Here is a 15,838-nt window from a genome sequence, read left to right as displayed (position 1 = left end):
CCTCAGCCGCGCTGGTCGACCGGCACGTAGTCGCGCTGGGTCGGACCGACGTAGAGCTGGCGCGGACGGCCGATCTTCTGCGACGGGTCCTCGATCATCTCGGCCCACTGGGCGATCCAGCCGACCGTGCGGGCCACGGCGAACAGCACGGTGAACATGTCGGTCGGGAAGCCCATCGCCTTGAGGGTGATGCCCGAGTAGAAATCGATGTTCGGGTAGAGCTTCTTCTCGATGAAGTACTCGTCCTTGAGGGCGATCTGCTCCAGCTCCATGGCGACGTGCAGCAGCGGATCGTCGGTCTTCCCGAGCTCCTTCAGCACCTGGTGGGTGGTGCTCTGCATGATCCGGGCGCGCGGGTCGTAGTTCTTGTAGACCCGGTGGCCGAAGCCCATCAGGCGGAACGGGTCGTTCTTGTCCTTGGCCTTGGCGACGTACTTGCCGACGTTCTCCGGAGTGCCGATCTCCATCAGCATCTTCAGCGCCGCCTCGTTGGCGCCGCCATGGGCCGGGCCCCACAGGCAGGCGATGCCGGCCGCGATGCAGGCGAAGGGATTGGCGCCCGAGGAGCCGGCGAGCCGCACCGTCGAGGTCGAGGCGTTCTGCTCGTGGTCGGCGTGCAGGATGAAGATCTTGTCGAGCGCGCGGGCGAAGACCGGGTTCACCTCGTACTCCTCGCACGGCACCGCGTAGCACATGCGCAGGAAGTTCGACGTGTAGTCGAGGTCGTTCTTCGGATACACGAACGGCTGACCGATCGAGTACTTGTAGGCCATCGCGGCGAGCGTCGGCATCTTGGCGATCATGCGGATCGACGCGATCAGCCGCTGGCTCTCGTCCGTGATGTCGGTGGAGTCGTGGTAGAAGGCCGAGAGGGCGCCCACCGAGGCGACCATGACGGCCATCGGGTGCGCGTCGCGGCGGAAGCCGGTGAAGAACCGGTTCATCTGGTCGTGCACCATGGTATGGCGCGTGACCCGGTACTCGAAATCGGCCCGCTGGGCGGCGGTCGGCAGGGCGCCGAACAGCATCAGGTAGCAGGTCTCGAGGAAGTCGCCCTTCTCGGCGAGCTGCTCGATCGGGTAGCCGCGGTACAGCAGCACGCCCTCGTCGCCGTCGATGTAGGTGATCTTCGACTCGCAGGAGGCCGTCGAGGTGAAGCCCGGGTCGAAGGTGAAGGCGCCGGTCTGGGCGTAGAGCTTGCCGATATCGATCACGTCCGGCCCGATCGTGCCGGATTTCACCGGCAGTTCGATCGACTTGCCGTCCACGGTGATGGTGCTGGGTGCGCTCATGGATCGTGGACCCTTCTCTGGCGACGTGGCGGATGCCGGCCTCGGGCTGCCCGAGTCGGTCCCGGGGGCCTGAGCACACGCATTATGCTGCGGGTGCTCACAGCCATGGGTTACCCAAACGGCAGTGCAGCAGCAACGGGGTCGGTGACAACCCGCCCCCGACGCCAAGCGAATTCCGCCAACTGAATTCCACCCAACGCAATCCGGGCCGGGGCCCGCAGTTCCCGGTCCGCGCGCGGCAGTCTCAGCCCTGCGGCGCCTGATCCCCGAGGCGCGCCAGGGTTTCCTCCCGGCCGAGCACCGCCATCACGTCGAACAGGGGCGGGGAGGTGGTGCGGCCGGTCAGCGCCGCGCGCAGGGGCTGGGCGACCTGTCCGAGCTTGCAGCCGGCCGATTCCGCGTACTGGCGCACCGCGCCCTCGGTGGAGGCCGCGCTCCAGTCGGGCAGCGCCTCGAGCACCGGCCGCACGCCGGCGAGGCGGCCGCGCCCCTCGTCGGAGAGGAGGGCGCGGGCCTTGTCGTCCAGTGCCAGGGGCCGCTGGGCGTAGAGGTAGTAGGCGCTGTCGAGGAGCTCGATCAGCGTCTTGGCCCGCTCCTTCAGGCCCGGCATGGCTTGGATCAGCTTGTCCTTGAGGTCGGGCTGCAGCGGCGCCGACAGGCCGCGCTCCGGCCCGACATTCGGAAGGATGGTCTCGATCGCCGCGACGAGATCGGCATCGGCGCTGGTGCGGATGTAGAGGCCGTTGAGGTTGGCGAGCTTGGCGAAGTCGAACCGCGCCGCGGAGCGACCGACCGCCCCGAGGTCGAAGGCCGCGACCATCTCCTCGGTGGAGAAGACCTCCTGGTCGCCGTGGCTCCAGCCGAGCCGCACGAGGTAGTTGCGCAGGGCCGCCGGCAGGTAGCCGAGATCGCGATAGGCCTCGACGCCGAGCGCGCCGTGGCGCTTCGAGAGCTTGGCCCCGTCCGCCCCGTGGATCAGCGGGATATGGGCCATCCGGGGGATGTCCCAGCCCAGGGCGGAGAAGATCTGGCTCTGGCGCGCCGCGTTGGTGAGGTGGTCGTCGCCGCGGATGATCTGCGTGACGCCCATGTCGTGGTCGTCGACCACGACGGCGAGCATGTAGGTCGGCGTCCCGTCCGAGCGCAGCAGGACGAGGTCGTCGAGGTCCTTGTTGGCCCAGGTGACCCGGCCCTGGACGGCGTCCTCGACGACGGTCTCGCCCTCGATCGGCGCGCGCAGGCGGATCACCGGCTTGACCCCGGCGGGCGCCTCGGACGGGTCGCGGTCGCGCCAGCGGCCGTCGTAGCGCGGGGCGCGCCCCTCCGCGCGGGCGGTCTCGCGCATCTGCGCGAGTTCCTCGGCGGTGGCGTAGCAGTGATAGGCGCGGCCCGCGGCCAGCAGCTCCTCGGCCACGGCGCGGTGGCGCTCGGCGCGGGCGAACTGGAAGACCACGTCGCCGTCCCAGTCGAGGCCGAGCCAGGACAGGCCGTCGAGGATCGCGTCGATCGCGCCCTTGGTGGAGCGCTCCCGGTCGGTATCCTCGATGCGCAGCAGCATCTTCCCGCCGGTGTGGCGGGCGTAGAGCCAGTTGAACAAAGCCGTGCGGGCCCCGCCGATGTGCAGGTAGCCGGTGGGCGAGGGGGCGAAGCGCGTGACGACGGCTGAGGACATCGGTCCGGTATGTTCCGGGGCTGGTCGCGGACGGAGCGCGACGGACGGCGAAGGGGCGGCGGAGCGGCGAGGGGCTCGACAGGGCGCCCGTAGCACGAAGAGCCGGCTGTAGCACGGGCCGGCGGATGCGTTAAGAATCGCCCGCAGAATCGCTCGGCCCCGACGACAGGTCGCGCGGAGCGGGGCGGCGGCGATGCGGCGGATCGGCGCGAGGCGGGCGGGCGGCGCGGTGGCGCTGATCGGCCCGCGCGTCCGAGCCCTCCCGCCCGCCCTACCGGCGCTCCGCGGCTGGGTCGCCGCCGGTCTCGCCCGCGAGGCCGAGCAGCGCCGGCTGTTCCCCTGGCTGGCAGTGGCCTTCGGCGGCGGGATCCTGGTCTACTTCGCGGCGGCCGACGGCGCGCCGAGCCTGGCCGCGCCCCTGATCGCGGCCGCCTTCGCGCTGGCGCCGGTTCCCGTCCTCGGCGCGCGGCCGGCGGCCCTGGCGGCGGCGCTCGCGGTGGCGGCCGCGCTCCTCGGCTTCGCGGCGGCGACCTGGCGGGTCACGCAGGTCGCCGCGCCGATCCTGACGCGCACCACGATCGGTCCGCTCGTCGGAACGGTCGAGGCCCTGGACGAGCGCGAGGTCGGCGCCCGGCTGGTGATCCGGGTGGAGAGCTTCGCCGGCCTCGCGCCCGAGGCGCGGCCCGCCCGGGTGCGGGTCTCGTTCCGCAAGACGCCGATCCCGCGCCCCGGGGACGTCGTCGCCGCCACGGCGCGGCTGCTGCCGCCCCCGGAGGCGGCCCGGCCCGGCGGCTACGACTTCGCCCGGGACGCCTACTTCCAGGGGATCGGCGCGGTGGGCTCGCTGGTCGGCGCGGTCACCGTCCGGGCGCCGTCCGAGCCGCCGCCGCTGGGCCTGCGGCTCGCCGCGGCGCTGGACGCGGCCCGCAACGGGCTCACGCGCCGGATCGCGGAGGCCGCCGGCGGCCAGGCGGGCGCGGTGGCGGCGGCCCTGGTGACCGGCAAGCGCGGCCTCATCGGACCGGCGACCAACGACGCGCTCCGCGCCGCGGGCATCTACCACGTGGTGTCGATCTCGGGCCTCCACATGGTGCTGGCCGCCGGCGTGGTGTTCTGGCTGGTGCGGGCGGTCCTCGCCGCGGTGCCGCTCTGCGCGCTCCTCTGGCCGATCAAGAAGATCGCGGCCGGCTTCGCCATGGTCGGCGTCACCGCCTACTGCGCCTTCTCGGGCTGGGACATCGCGGCCGAGCGCTCGCTGATCATGACCCTGATCATGCTGGGCGCGATCCTGGTGGACCGGCCGGCCCTGTCGATGCGCAACCTCGCCCTCGCGGCGCTGATCGCGCTCGCCCGGGAGCCGGAGGGCCTGCTCGGCCCGAGCTTCCAGATGTCCTTCGGCGCCGTGGCCGGGCTGATCGCCTGCGCCCGGCTGATCGACGGGCGGCTGTTCGTGCGCCCCGGGGCCGGGCGGATCGGCCGCCTCGTCGGCACCGGCCTCTCGGCGATCACCGGGACCCTGGCCACGACCCTTGTGGCGCAGGTCGCGACGGCCCCCTTCGCCACCTACCACTTCCAGACGGTCCAGCCCTTCGGCCTCGTCGGCAACGCCCTGACCCTGCCGCTCGTCTCCCTGGTGGTGATGCCCGCCGCGGTGATCGGCTGCCTCGCCTATCCCTTCGCCCTCGACCGGCCGGTCTGGTGGCTGATGGGGCAGGCGGTGGCCGGCATGCTGGCGATCTCGGACTGGATCGCCGGGTTCGAGCGGGCGAGCCTGGTGCTGCCGGCCTTCGGCGCCGCGGCGCTGACCCTGCTGACCGCGGGCTTGCTGCTGGCGACGCTGCCGGCCTCCCGCCTGCGCTGGCTCGCCGTGCCGCCGGTCCTGCTCGGCCTCGTCCTCGCGGCCCGGCCCGACCGCTACGACCTCTACGTCGACCGGCAGGGCGCGGGAGCGGCGGTGCGGGGTCCGGACGGGCGGCTCGCGGCCCTCGGAAGCCCCTCCGGCTTCGTCCTCGAGCAGTGGCTGAAGGCGGACGGTGACGGGCGGCGGCCCGCGGCGCTCATCGTCCGGTCGGGCAGCGGGCGCTGCGACCGGCTCGGCTGCACCGCCCGGCTGCCGGACGGGCGGGCGGTCGCCCTCGTCCGGGACAGGCGGGCCTTCCCGGAGGACTGCGCCCGCGCCGCGGTGCTGATCACCTTCCTCGCGGCGCCGCCGACCTGCACGGGCCCCCTGGTGATCGATCGGCAAGTCCTCGCCGCCCGCGGGGCCGTGGCCCTCCGGGCCGACGGCGACGGCTTCGCCGCGCGCTTCGCCCGGGACGACGGGCGCGCCGTGCCCTGGCGGCCGGCCCCGGGACGCGATCCGGGACCGCCGCGGCCGGTCACCGCGGAGGACGGGGCCGCCGCGCCGGGCGGAGACCTCGCTCCCGGCGACGCGCCGGCCGAGCCGCTTCAGTAGCGGCGGACGAGGCTGACGAGGCGGCCCTGGATCCGGACCCGGTCGGGCCCGAGCACGCGGGTCTCGTAGGCCGGGTTGGCGGCCTCCAGGGCGATCGAGGAGCCGCGGCGGCGCAGGCGCTTGAGCGTCGCCTCCTCGTCGTCGATCAGCGCCACGATGATGTCGCCGGTATTGGCGGTGTCCTGCTTGCGGATGACCACGAGGTCGCCGTCCAGGATCCCGGCCTCGACCATCGAGTCGCCGCGCACCTCGAGGGCGTAGTGCTCGCCGCCGGCCACGAAGTCCGGCGACAGGGTGATGGCGTGGCTCTGGTTCTGGATCGCCGAGACGGGCGTACCGGCCGCGATCCGGCCCATGACGGGGATCGAGATGGCCCGGCCGGACTCGTCGATCATCCGCGTGCTCGCCGGGGCCGGCGGCTGCTTGGACTTGCCGCCCTCGACCACGCTCGGCGTGAAGCGGCGCGGCTCGGCGGGGGTCTGGGGCGCCGGCGCGGCCTGCGTCAGGCTCTCGGGGATGCGGATCACCTCGATGGCGCGCGCCCGATTCGGCAGGCGCCGGAGAAAGCCGCGCTCCTCCAGCGCCGTGATCAGCCGGTGGATGCCGGATTTCGACTTGAGGTCGAGGGCATCCTTCATCTCGTCGAACGACGGCGGGACGCCGCATTCCTGCATCCGGCTCTGGATGAATCGCAGGAGGTCCAGCTGCTTGCGCGTGAGCATCGACGGGGGACTCGCGGCTTGGCGGACCGCCACGTGACGGTCTCCGAAACAAATCACGAACAGGTTAAACGTTCCGCAAGTGTTCCGCAAGAGCGGCACCGCCACGCTCTGGGGCGGCGCAGCCAAATTGGCGGGCAACTCGCCATCGCTAACTGGCGGAGGGCAGAAAAATCTGATGCCATTCCACAGTTTGGGGGACCCGCATTGCGGACCTTGATCGCGCAGGTCCGGCATCGCCAGTTATAAGTAACTCGTTGTACGGCAGTAATTTTTTGCGGACCATGCACATTGCGGTCGGCCGAATGCGGACCCTATTGCGGACCCTGCGGCGTGAGGCGTCGGTCAGTCGCTGCGATCGGTGTCCGTGGGATCAAGGCGCGGACCGAATGCCGTCCCATCCGAGGACATGAGTTCTGTTGCCGCAACGGCTACGGCACGTGCCGCTTCGGCATCGAGCCCTTCATTTTTCTGTAACTGCTGCGCAGCCTCGGCCGCTCGTTTATATTGGAAAGCAATAGCTTTAGCCATCTGATTGAGCTCGGTCACGGTGTCCGCACCAATGACTTTGATGCGCTCAAAGGCCAGCAGGCTAAGCAAGATCGCTCGCAAGAGCTGAACATCAAGTTCTACTTCGCCACCTTGCTGTCGACCTTTATCGCCTCGACCCGTCAGAATGTAATCTATTGACGCATTCCGAGCATATGATGCGGCCACCGCCTCTGCATAAGGCACTGAGTTACGCGATCTCCACTTTGATATGTTTTGTCTAGTGGTGCGAAGAACATCGGCCAAGGCGGTATCTGTATCGACATCATATATCTCTTTCATCCGATCAAGGACAGCATCAGCATTTATCTGTTGCGCTTGGTTGGATGACGACACCGGCAGCCCTCGATCGATGGGAGTTGACATAATGGCTACAGGGGTGTTTCCATTTCGGTTACAAAACCGGAGCCTATCATGGACATCGTGTTGCACGATACCGTGCAAGCTTATGAGGCCGAATACGCACGTGTGCGTTCTGTCCTCATCGCACAGGGCAGCTCGCTCAATACGTATCTGAAGACCCGCGGCATCTGTCGCCAGCTCGCCTACAGAGCGCTGAAGGGGCGGTCTCTTGGTCGCAAGGCCATAGCCCTTAGGACGCAGATTATCCGGGACGTGCTGGATACGGCGGCCTGAAATGGAGGACTGGGTCACCGCCTCCGAAGTGGCTCAGGCTGCTGGCATTTCTGAACGCAAGGTTCGGCACGCTCTAGGGCGGATCGGCTCCGGGAAGGCGCAGACCTGGCGCGGATCGCGCCTCAACGTTCGCATGTGCCACGGGCGCGGTGGACAGGCTGGAGCTTCGTGGCGCGTTCTGGCAACGAGCCTCCCGCCCGAACTTCAGCTCCGCATTGAAGCCGCGGAAACGCGTGTTGAAGGGCTGTTGAACCCGTCCGCGAGAGCCGTTCAAGCGGCCGAGTGGTGGGCTTACTTCCTTCGTCCGGCTCTCGCCCATCCGAAGGGCTCGCGCGAACGCCGATCCGTCATGGAGGCGCTGGCAGGCGTTGAGGTGTGCGGCCCGGACGGACGTTGGTTCGTCCCGAGCCTTCGGGACATCGAGCGCAAGGTCAGCAAGGCGACGGCCTCCGGCATCCGCGGCCTCGTGCGCAAGCGGCGCGAGGTGAAGCCGGAGAGCCTACCGATCATCACCCGTCGCTGGGATGCCGCGACTGTCGCCCTGGATGATGATACCCGCGAGCGGATCGCCGGAACGATCCAACGGTACATCCGCGCCCTCTGGGGCAATGGCACGAGCTACAGCGGCGTCGTGCGCCTAGCATCCGAGCGCCTGGCCGAGCTGACGGCCCAGGCGGGCATCGGAGACTACGAAGCCAACCTGTCGGCCTGCCGGCTCCCGAAGCACGTCATCGAGGCCGGCCGGGATGCTCGTCGCGTCCACGGATACCGCACCAACACGAAGGAATGGGACAACGCCCGGCCGCGGGTGCGGCTCACCTCTGCCGGTCTCGCGCCCATGGAGGTGGTCTACGGCGACGTGCACCACTTCGATGTGTACGTGCGGCGGCAGGATGGCTCACTCGCGACACCCAAAGGCATCGCTTGGCTCGATGCAGCGAACCGCCGCCTGCGCTTGGACCTCGTGCTGTGCGAGCCCGGCACCGCGGTCCGCAACGCTGATCTGATCCGCAGCTTCGTTGCCATGACTCAGGATCCGCACTGGGGCATGCCGGCTCACCTCTACCTCGACAACGGCTCGGAGTACGCCTTCGCCGACTTCGTGCGCGACGCCATAAAGCTCACCAACCTCGATTGTCGATCGGGGCAAGGCGGCGGGATCACGCGAGCGGCTCCATACAACGCTGCGGCGAAGGGCATCCTGGAGGGCTCGTTCCGCGCCCTGGAGCAGAAGATCCTAGCTCCAGTGAAAGGCTACATCGGCGGCGACCGAATGAAGACGCGCTCGGGCAACCTTGGGCGTGCACCGGAGCCGTTCGACGGAAGCTTCGATGAGTTCTGCGCCCGGTTCGAGGGGCTGCTGGCCTACTACAACAGCGACCCTCAGAAGGGCGATCTGCGCGGCCTGTCCCCAGCCGTCGCCTACGGGCGAGCCGTCAAGGAAGGCTGGCAGCGGACCGACGCAGATGCCGATGCGCTGCTGATGGCCTTCTCCACTGAGGGTACGCGCATCGTCACGGACGGCAAGATCCGGTTCGACGGTGACGTCTACTTCTGCGATCAGCTCGCCGGACTGAGCGGCCAGCGCGTGCGTGTGCATTTGCCGAAGTTCGTCACCTGGGACGCCGTCCCGGTGCTGACGATGCAGGGCGCGCTGATCGGCATCGCCCGCCCGGATCCAGTCTATGCCCGGCTTGATCCACGCGGTGCGCGCGAGGCCGCGCGGCGCAAGGGGCTGGCGCTGGCCGACATCGCCGCCACTGCGAGCGAGATCGATGATCTCGACGTGCCCGCGGAGATGATCGCGTCAGCCGCCCGTCAGCCGGCACCGCCCGTGCCGGAGAGCAAGGGCACGATCGGTCTCGCCTCCACGATGGCCGAGATGGGCCGGAAGGTCCTGGAGAACCCGGTTGACCGCAAGAAGCGCGAGCGTGCGGAGAAAGAGGCGAAGATCCACGCCGCTCTCGCTCGTACGCAGATGCTGAGGGGGACGCCGTGAGCGACCTGCGCCCTTGGACTGACTTCGATCCGAACGATCCCGTCGATCGCGAAGTGCTCGAGTGGTTGCGCACCGAGCCGGAGCGGCGCGGCCGTGAGGCGGCCGAAGCTTTCCGTCGCGAGCGCGCGGAGCGCGAGGCGGAGAAGGTGCGCGCGACCGTTGAGGCGGAGAGGCGGGCTGCAATCGAAGCGCGGCGTCGGGAGCAGGGTATCTGGGAAACACCCTTCGTCCCCACTTCGGCGGCCAACCTCATCCACGGTGCGATCGATCGCTGCCTGCGCTTCGGCCAGAACGCCCTGATCATCGGATCGCCTGGCGTCGGCAAGACACGCGCCCTGGAGGAAGCGGTGCGCCGCTCCAGCACGCTTGAGGGGCCGTCTGTTGGGCTCGTCACCGTGTCGAGCGTGATGGGCGCTTCGACCATGGCGGTGTTCGAAGAGGTCGCCCCGCATCTCGGAGTACGCCCGGCCTACAGCATCGCGGCGACCCTCAAGCGCCTGTGCCGGGAAGCGTGCTTCGCCCCCGTCATGCTCTTCGATGAGGCGCAGAACCTCACCCTGCGCTCGGCACGCGAGCTGCTGACCATCAGCGAGCAGGCGCGCATCCAGATGGTGTTCGTTGGCAACGACGAGGTGATCAAGCTCGTCAGCTCCAGCCAAGCCGCCATCCAACAGATCGCCCGCCGCCTCCCGATCCGGGAGGAAATCGACTGCATCCTGGAGACGGACGCGGATCTGATCGCCAGCCGCTACGACGTAGAGGGCATGGATGCGTTCCGGCTGTGCCGGGATCTCGCCAGCGCTCGCCACGCGGACGGCCTCGGCAAGGTGCTGCCGGTGGCTCGCGCACTCGCGCGGGAGCGGCAGAGCAAGATGGTTCACGCGGTCGACATCCGCGCGGCTCTTATGACCTTCCCGCATTTCCAGCGCGACCTGGAGGGGCCGAGAGCCGCGCCCGCCCCGCAGGTCAAACGCCAGAGCAGCCTCAAACGCCTGCCGCGGAAGCGCTGATCCCCTTTCGTTGCGTACCCCGAGCTGGGGCTAACCCAGCCGGTCACTCCAGAGACGAGGCAAGCATTATGGCAGCCCAAGCGTCCCCCATTGCGGCGGATCCAACGCCGCGTGTTCCTCGCACCATGAGGGTTGACCCCACCGGCCGCGTCGTTCAGCCGCAGGTTCCGGATGATTTGCTCCAGCGCTGGCGGGACGATCGCGCTGCGCTCCAGGCCGAGGCTGCTGAGGCAGCGGCCCGCCACGCGACCGAGGCACGGATCCTGGCTGGCAGGGTCGGTGACCTTCGCCGCCTCGTGAGCGACGGCTACATGGTCGGCCACAACCTGCGCGGCCTCGTCTACCTGTTCGAGAAGGCGGTGACGGAGGATGGTCCGGAAAGCCCGCTGACCACGGCCTCGCACATCGTCATCGACTGCCTCAATACGATGGCCTCGCGCCTGGAAGCACTGGAGGAGCGGGCCTCAGCTACGCGCGGCGCTGGAGACGTACAGTGATCCGGCCAGCGCAGCGCAAGCTCTTGGACCGCGCCCGCGCGGCGTCCTCGCCCGACGCGACAGACTTCGCCGAAGTGCTGCGTCGCTATGGCGGCGCCGATCGGATTGAGGATCTCACCGCGGCCGGGCTCGACCGGCTGCTGGACCACCTCACTGTGACCGGCTTCCGCTCGCGCCAGCGGCCAATCATCTCGGCTCGCACCCGCAAGCTGATCGAGGAAGCCGCGCGCCAGCTCGGCCTCACGCCGCACGTCTACACGGCGGACCTGCGCGGCCACGGCGGCGTCGCCGATCTACGCGACCTTGTCGGCCGCGGGCTCCTCGATCTGCTGGCGCGATGGGAGCGGCGCGGCCTAGACGTGGCCGCCTTCAACACCGCTCGCCGCGAGATCTCGCCCGCGCAGCTCCGCCTGCTCCAGGTCGCCCGCAAGCGCGTCGAGATGGTCGAGCGCCGCTGGCACGCCATCCTTCAGGATTTCGGCGGCGTCGTCTCGGCGGCCGACCTGGACCGGCGCGGCGTCGACCTGATCATGGCCTTCCTGGAGGCCGAGGGCTTCGATCGCGTGCCGGTCGCCCCCGCCGGGCCCGTGTTCGGCCGTCGGCCCGGCTTCGCCTCGCCCGAGCAGGTGGAGCTGATCCGCACCCTATGGCGGGAGTGGACTGCCCCTGCCGCCGAGAGCGAGGCCGACGTTGAAGCCGGACTGAACACCTGGCTGGAGCGGTACCACGGCGCATCCTCACTGCGCTTCCTGTCCGCGGCCGGTGCCGCGAAGGTCATCACGGCTTTGAAGTCGATGAAGGCTCGCAAAGGCGAGCGGGAGACAACGCATGCTTGAGATCACGCCCGAGGCCACGATCGGCGGCTTCGTCTCCGTCGAGCTGGCCGCGAAGGCGGCCGGGATTGCGCTGAACGAGATGCAGCGGATCACCGCGGCGTTTGCCAAGGGGCGCGAGGCGCCATGGTTCGGCGCCGTTCTGGAGGTGCGCACAGAGAAGGTGATGGGCCGCCGGCGCCGGGACATTCGCGTGGCTAGCCTACCAGCGGCGATGCGCACGGCGCTGGAGAGCGACGCCTATCGCTTCCTCCTGGCGGCCGAGCAGGTAACGCTTGGCGCGGAGCTAAGGCCACAGGACTTCCTGCTGCTGCACCGCGCAGCGCACGCCGAGTTCGGTGCACCCCGCCTCGTCGGCGACGTTGTGTCGATGATGTGCAACGGCGGCCCACTGCTCGACGTGTCCCGCGCTTTGTATGACCTGACCGTAGACAACCTCTACGGCTACGGCTTCCGCGACGACGCCCTGCCGGGGGTGTCCACTGATTACAGAGATTGGCTCGACGCCTGCCGCCACCACCTCGGGATGAGCAACCGGTATTATGCCGCGCTTCTGATGGAGCTGGCGGGCGTAGATCGTCCGGAGCGGATCGACGGCCACGGCTTCATGATGCTGGCTCAGTACCTGCTGAGACAGGGCGTGCCATGGCCCCTGCCAAGGCGGGACTACATGGATCGCGAGGCAGTCGGCATCCTCAGCGAGGCCCGGCATCAGCTTGACCTACCCTACAATGAGTTCAAGCAGATCGTGACGATGGTCGGTGGTGGGGTGCACAGCGTTGGCGACCTCGATCTATCCGGCTGGTGCCGTGTCCGAGCTCAGTTCATGAAACTTGGCTATCGTGCTCCGGAACCGGTGCCGCGGGTGTCAAACGCGCGGGGCTTTATTAGCCAGCCGCAGGTGAACCTGCTCTCGCGGCTGGCCCGCGGGCCGCAAAACTGGGACACCGCCAGCATGGCCTCGCTGACCACAGCTGGAGCGGCTCGTATAATCGATCAACTTCTTGAACCAGTGATTAAAAGGCGCATACAGGGCGAAAGATAGTCATTCCGCATCGTCCTCCTCAGCTCGGGCCATTCTTACCGAAGCTGGGCCGATGAACAAGCTGTATCCACGCCGGACAAGATCATCCAAAGACGCAAAATAGCTGGTATACCGCGAAAGCAACCATGTGTTTCGCTGCTCGATTGCAGCTTGAGCAGCTTCATTTTTCATTCTGCGAGTCCATCCGCCGGACCGACCTGCGTCATCGAATTCGTGCCTAGCCGCTACGGACCATCGCTCATCCAGCCGATCCTTCACCCGCTGCACCCAAGCATCGAGGGCAGCCCGCCAAGCATGGAACTCCTCCTCGTCACTCGCATCCTTGATGTTATCGTAGAGATCAAGCCCCTCGCGGCGCATTTGACTGAGCGTCAGAAGCTCGCGTTCAACATCAGCATCAGTCTCCATCTCCGCCTTGTAGGCCGCGACTTCAGCCCGTAGTTCGGCATCAAGTCGTGGCGGCAAAGATAGCAGCCGCCATATTAGCGTTACTACGAATATCAAGACGATAGCGCCAACGGCACTTAAACCTAGGCGAACTTCGCTGGATGCATCAGGATTTTCAGTCCCAATAAATGGGATCCTGGACCATCCAATACTATAAAGCAGAAGGACGGTGCCCGACCATAAAACAAGACTTCGAAAGGCCTCCGTCGATTTTGTAAGCCCTATGGCTGCAAACGCTTCGGCGAAGGCTCGGCGGAACAGTTTTACGTAGTAACTCTTTGCGGCACCCTTGGGTTTTGCCTGCTTCATCCTACCATCAAGGCGTTCTTGCGCAGCTGAGTTTCGCATCCGAGGCACAGGTCACAATCCCCAGGGTATATCTGCTCTAGTCCACAGCACTGAATGATGCATGCCAAGAAAAAATCTAAATGGCAGAAACGAAACCCTTAAGTTTTTTAGGCAAAGCATCTAGTATGAAATCCTGACTTTTCGGCGCGATGCGCGCCAATTCCTTATGATACATTCTGTATATTAACCTGTTATACCTTTGCGCCAAGTTCTTCATTTCTGAGAATAGGTCCTCAAACTCAGATTGGTCGAAATGAGAAATAGTTCGCATGGGCACCCTTAGAGATAAGAACTCCTCAGAGGCCGCGTGAGTGTAAACGCAAAGCGCGGAGTACGAGTCTACTATTGAGCTCAAATCCGACCGAACAGGGGAATTCGCGTCTGCCAATGCACTTGCTTTGACAAGAGTGATTAATTCAAAAGTGAACTTGGCTCCGGAGGTGACAAAGCCCTGCTCAAGCGCAATCACGCGGAGCATGTTTTCCACCGAGCTTCGCATCATCATGCGCGCGGGCTTATATAGCCCTCCCAGAGCGAGCACCTGCGTTGACGCTAAATCTGAGAGGAGTTCATCGAACTGCAGGACAGCATCAGCGGATACTGCGCTCCCAGCTTGGTTAAGCGCCTCTCTCCAAAGCAAAAGAGCGTGAACGTACTTATATACACCGACGTAAATCTTCCGATTTAACGATACGGAAAGCGGACTTTCAAAACTTAGACTTGAAATAAAATTGTGGACTTCAGTGACGTACCCATCAATGTTGCTCATAGAGCACTACCGCAACAGAAGGTTTTGAATCACTACATTCCAGCTCATTCCCGCTTCTTTTCGATCTTCGATCAATTTCCTGGCATCGACTTCGCCATCAACGATACGCGTTAAAGCTCTTGTGAGATGCGCTACCTGCTTGTCGTTCAGACTGACAGCATGGCAAACGATGTGACCTACTAACTCAAATTTGGCCTTCTTCTGCCATCGAGGGATATTGATCTTCAATGCAAGCGAAGAAAATTCTGCAATATCTTCGTTGCTTGGAAACAACTTTTCATCCATAAAGAGACCAGGAAGCGTTCCGACCAAATAAACAACATTTGGATTTTTAGGTGCAAATTTTTGCAAAGACTCTGGCGGGTTCTCTTTCTGAACCGAAAGATCCTGCAACGCCTTGAAGTCTAAGCCTGAATATGACGTAAGAAGCCATGATAGCTCTTCGACAAATCTCTGCGCCGCCTGAGCATCAGAACGACGCGAGGATTTCTTGCGAGAGGTATTTGCTCCATCAGACATTTTTGATGCGTTCCAGGAACTCATTGGTGATTTTAGTCAGCGCTAGCTTTGCATCCTCCAAATCCGATCCCAGGATCATGACTTGCCGCCCCTGATTGCGAGCGATCTTGGTCCTATGCGGCATATGAGCCGCAAACCGCTTACCCTTCCATGCTGCGTTTTGGTCAAGAAAGGCTTTAGCTTCGTCGAAAACGAGGGTCCGCGCATCGACGCTCGTAAGCACGACACCGAGGCAACTTATATCATGTCCGTGGTTTTCCGAGCATCGGTTGACCACACCCCGAAGCAGGTCGATCCCCACCGTTGAGAGGGGCTCAGGCTTCACCGGGACGAGATAGGCATCAGAGGCCAGCAGCGCACTCATCATCCAGGGCGATGGGGTTGGAGGCGTATCAATTAGGACGAAATCATATTTAGTGTCGGCCTTGATTTTCTCAAGAAATCTTTTCAGGCGCTGCTCTCTTCCTTGCCCCGCCCCCATGTCGAGGCGATACAACTCTAAGTCGCCGGGGATGATGTCGAACCCCTTTATGGATTTCCAAGGAACTATATCTTCCAGCTTAACGGCAGGCGCAACTACGGCGCCCTCAACAGGACTTACTATCGTGTGCGCAGCATCATTGAAAACATTCAATATTGTATGCGCCCCCTCAGACCGCCTCTTCACGTACTCGGATGGAGAGAAAACGCATTGAGTTGCATTGAATTGAGGGTCTGTATCAATCAATAATATGCGCTTGCTGTGGCGGCGAGCAAGCGAATTAGCCAGATTAGTCGCAAGCGTAGTCTTTGCAACTCCGCCTTTCATATTTACAAGGGCGACTGTTTTCATCGTAGGCCCACTCGTGACATCGATCAAAGAGAGCGAGCCGGCACGAGAGAGTCAACCTCAGCGCAACATTCTTGCAGTTTTACGGTTACAAAGCGTGACGTTTTCCGTCACATCATCCCTGAAGTTGGATTGGATAGGATACCCCACGAGCCTCAGCGCATTGCGCGTCAGCAGCTCGACCCGCAGCGAGCGTTTACGCCCTCGTGCTGGCTCAGA

15 protein-coding genes are annotated in these 15,838 nt (G+C 65.3%); 7 read left to right on the top strand and 8 right to left on the bottom strand.

All coding sequences use genetic code 11. The features are described 5' to 3' along the window. Positions 1-2: 2 nt before the first annotated feature. Entirely contained in the window at positions 3-1,292 is a 1,290-nt protein-coding gene (gene gltA, locus BKE41_RS11400) for a citrate synthase (protein WP_012319002.1), read from the bottom strand. A 244-nt stretch (positions 1,293-1,536) separates the two neighbouring features. Continuing rightward, complete coding sequence (gene gltX, locus BKE41_RS11395) at positions 1,537-2,964, bottom strand: glutamate--tRNA ligase (RefSeq protein ID WP_063111550.1); 1,428 nt, start codon at positions 2,962-2,964, stop codon at positions 1,537-1,539. 193 nt (positions 2,965-3,157) lie between these two features. Here gltX and BKE41_RS11390 point away from each other — a divergent pair, with 193 nt between their 5' ends. Further along, the gene (locus BKE41_RS11390; RefSeq protein ID WP_070999418.1) at positions 3,158-5,419 is read left to right on the top strand and encodes a ComEC/Rec2 family competence protein; all 2,262 of its coding nucleotides are present in this window, start codon (positions 3,158-3,160) and stop codon (positions 5,417-5,419) included. On the opposite strand, the gene lexA is transcribed toward BKE41_RS11390, so the two are convergent. After that, complete coding sequence (gene lexA / locus BKE41_RS11385) at positions 5,413-6,141, bottom strand: transcriptional repressor LexA (protein ID WP_012318999.1); 729 nt, start codon at positions 6,139-6,141, stop codon at positions 5,413-5,415. The genes BKE41_RS11390 and lexA overlap by 7 nt on opposite strands. 342 nt (positions 6,142-6,483) lie before the next feature. Next, the gene (locus BKE41_RS30265) at positions 6,484-7,023 is read right to left on the bottom strand and encodes a helix-turn-helix domain-containing protein (RefSeq protein WP_159392747.1); all 540 of its coding nucleotides are present in this window, start codon (positions 7,021-7,023) and stop codon (positions 6,484-6,486) included. A gap of 78 nt (positions 7,024-7,101) precedes the next feature. On the opposite strand from BKE41_RS30265, the gene BKE41_RS11380 reads away from it, so the two are divergent. The 6 genes from BKE41_RS11380 (at position 7,102) to BKE41_RS11355 (ending at position 12,707) form a co-directional block, all read left to right on the top strand. Then, positions 7,102-7,323, top strand: coding sequence for a hypothetical protein (locus BKE41_RS11380; protein ID WP_070999417.1), 222 nt, complete (start codon positions 7,102-7,104; stop codon positions 7,321-7,323). A gap of 1 nt (position 7,324) precedes the next feature. Continuing rightward, positions 7,325-9,322, top strand: coding sequence for a Mu transposase C-terminal domain-containing protein (locus BKE41_RS11375; RefSeq protein WP_107645302.1), 1,998 nt, complete (start codon positions 7,325-7,327; stop codon positions 9,320-9,322). Further along, positions 9,319-10,332: an AAA family ATPase gene (locus tag BKE41_RS11370; protein ID WP_083374346.1), complete on the top strand. Its 1,014-nt coding sequence runs from the start codon at positions 9,319-9,321 to the stop codon at positions 10,330-10,332. The genes BKE41_RS11375 and BKE41_RS11370 overlap by 4 nt, the downstream gene beginning before the upstream one ends. A 125-nt stretch (positions 10,333-10,457) precedes the next feature. After that, positions 10,458-10,829, top strand: coding sequence for a hypothetical protein (locus tag BKE41_RS11365; RefSeq protein ID WP_070999413.1), 372 nt, complete (start codon positions 10,458-10,460; stop codon positions 10,827-10,829). Further along, a complete protein-coding gene (locus tag BKE41_RS31615) occupies positions 10,826-11,665 on the top strand; it encodes a regulatory protein GemA (RefSeq protein ID WP_199825839.1) in 840 nt (279 codons plus the stop codon). Before BKE41_RS11365 ends, BKE41_RS31615 begins: the two co-directional genes overlap by 4 nt. After that, complete coding sequence (locus BKE41_RS11355; RefSeq protein WP_070999412.1) at positions 11,658-12,707, top strand: hypothetical protein; 1,050 nt, start codon at positions 11,658-11,660, stop codon at positions 12,705-12,707. The genes BKE41_RS31615 and BKE41_RS11355 overlap by 8 nt, the downstream gene beginning before the upstream one ends. Here BKE41_RS11355 and BKE41_RS31175 read toward each other — a convergent pair whose 3' ends face one another. The 4 genes from BKE41_RS31175 to BKE41_RS30260 all read right to left on the bottom strand — a co-directional run bounded on the left by BKE41_RS31175 (position 12,708) and on the right by BKE41_RS30260 (position 15,622). Further along, positions 12,708-13,463 (bottom strand): hypothetical protein, encoded by a 756-nt coding sequence (locus tag BKE41_RS31175; protein WP_159392746.1) that lies wholly within the window; start codon positions 13,461-13,463, stop codon positions 12,708-12,710. A 115-nt stretch (positions 13,464-13,578) separates the two neighbouring features. Continuing rightward, the gene (locus tag BKE41_RS31170) at positions 13,579-14,271 is read right to left on the bottom strand and encodes a hypothetical protein (RefSeq protein WP_159392745.1); all 693 of its coding nucleotides are present in this window, start codon (positions 14,269-14,271) and stop codon (positions 13,579-13,581) included. 6 nt (positions 14,272-14,277) lie between these two features. After that, positions 14,278-14,790 (bottom strand): hypothetical protein, encoded by a 513-nt coding sequence (locus tag BKE41_RS31165; RefSeq protein ID WP_159392744.1) that lies wholly within the window; start codon positions 14,788-14,790, stop codon positions 14,278-14,280. After that, the gene (locus BKE41_RS30260; protein ID WP_083374345.1) at positions 14,783-15,622 is read right to left on the bottom strand and encodes a ParA family protein; all 840 of its coding nucleotides are present in this window, start codon (positions 15,620-15,622) and stop codon (positions 14,783-14,785) included. Before BKE41_RS30260 ends, BKE41_RS31165 begins: the two co-directional genes overlap by 8 nt. Between the last annotated feature and the right edge of the window lie 216 nt (positions 15,623-15,838).

Source organism: Methylobacterium sp. C1 (assembly GCF_001854385.1).
GTDB classification, from domain to species: Bacteria; Pseudomonadota; Alphaproteobacteria; order Rhizobiales; family Beijerinckiaceae; genus Methylobacterium; species Methylobacterium radiotolerans.
The sequence above is the reverse complement of the archived record's forward strand: the minus strand, read 5'-3'. Positions and strand labels throughout refer to the sequence as shown.

Bases quoted from the DNA above. Each gene is read 5' to 3' on its own strand.
- gltX (WP_063111550.1), bottom strand. From the start codon at position 2,964: ATGTCCTCAGCCGTCGTCACGCGCTTCGCCCCCTCGCCCACCGGCTAC.
- gltA (WP_012319002.1), bottom strand. From the start codon at position 1,292: ATGAGCGCACCCAGCACCATCACCGTGGACGGCAAGTCGATCGAACTG.
- BKE41_RS11355 (WP_070999412.1), top strand. From the start codon at position 11,658: ATGCTTGAGATCACGCCCGAGGCCACGATCGGCGGCTTCGTCTCCGTC.
- BKE41_RS11380 (WP_070999417.1), top strand. From the start codon at position 7,102: ATGGACATCGTGTTGCACGATACCGTGCAAGCTTATGAGGCCGAATAC.
- BKE41_RS11390 (WP_070999418.1), top strand. From the start codon at position 3,158: ATGCGGCGGATCGGCGCGAGGCGGGCGGGCGGCGCGGTGGCGCTGATC.
- lexA (WP_012318999.1), bottom strand. From the start codon at position 6,141: ATGCTCACGCGCAAGCAGCTGGACCTCCTGCGATTCATCCAGAGCCGG.
- BKE41_RS31175 (WP_159392746.1), bottom strand. From the start codon at position 13,463: ATGAAGCAGGCAAAACCCAAGGGTGCCGCAAAGAGTTACTACGTAAAA.
- BKE41_RS31165 (WP_159392744.1), bottom strand. From the start codon at position 14,790: ATGTCTGATGGAGCAAATACCTCTCGCAAGAAATCCTCGCGTCGTTCT.
- BKE41_RS30260 (WP_083374345.1), bottom strand. From the start codon at position 15,622: ATGAAAACAGTCGCCCTTGTAAATATGAAAGGCGGAGTTGCAAAGACT.
- BKE41_RS31170 (WP_159392745.1), bottom strand. From the start codon at position 14,271: ATGAGCAACATTGATGGGTACGTCACTGAAGTCCACAATTTTATTTCA.
- BKE41_RS11365 (WP_070999413.1), top strand. From the start codon at position 10,458: ATGAGGGTTGACCCCACCGGCCGCGTCGTTCAGCCGCAGGTTCCGGAT.
- BKE41_RS11375 (WP_107645302.1), top strand. From the start codon at position 7,325: ATGGAGGACTGGGTCACCGCCTCCGAAGTGGCTCAGGCTGCTGGCATT.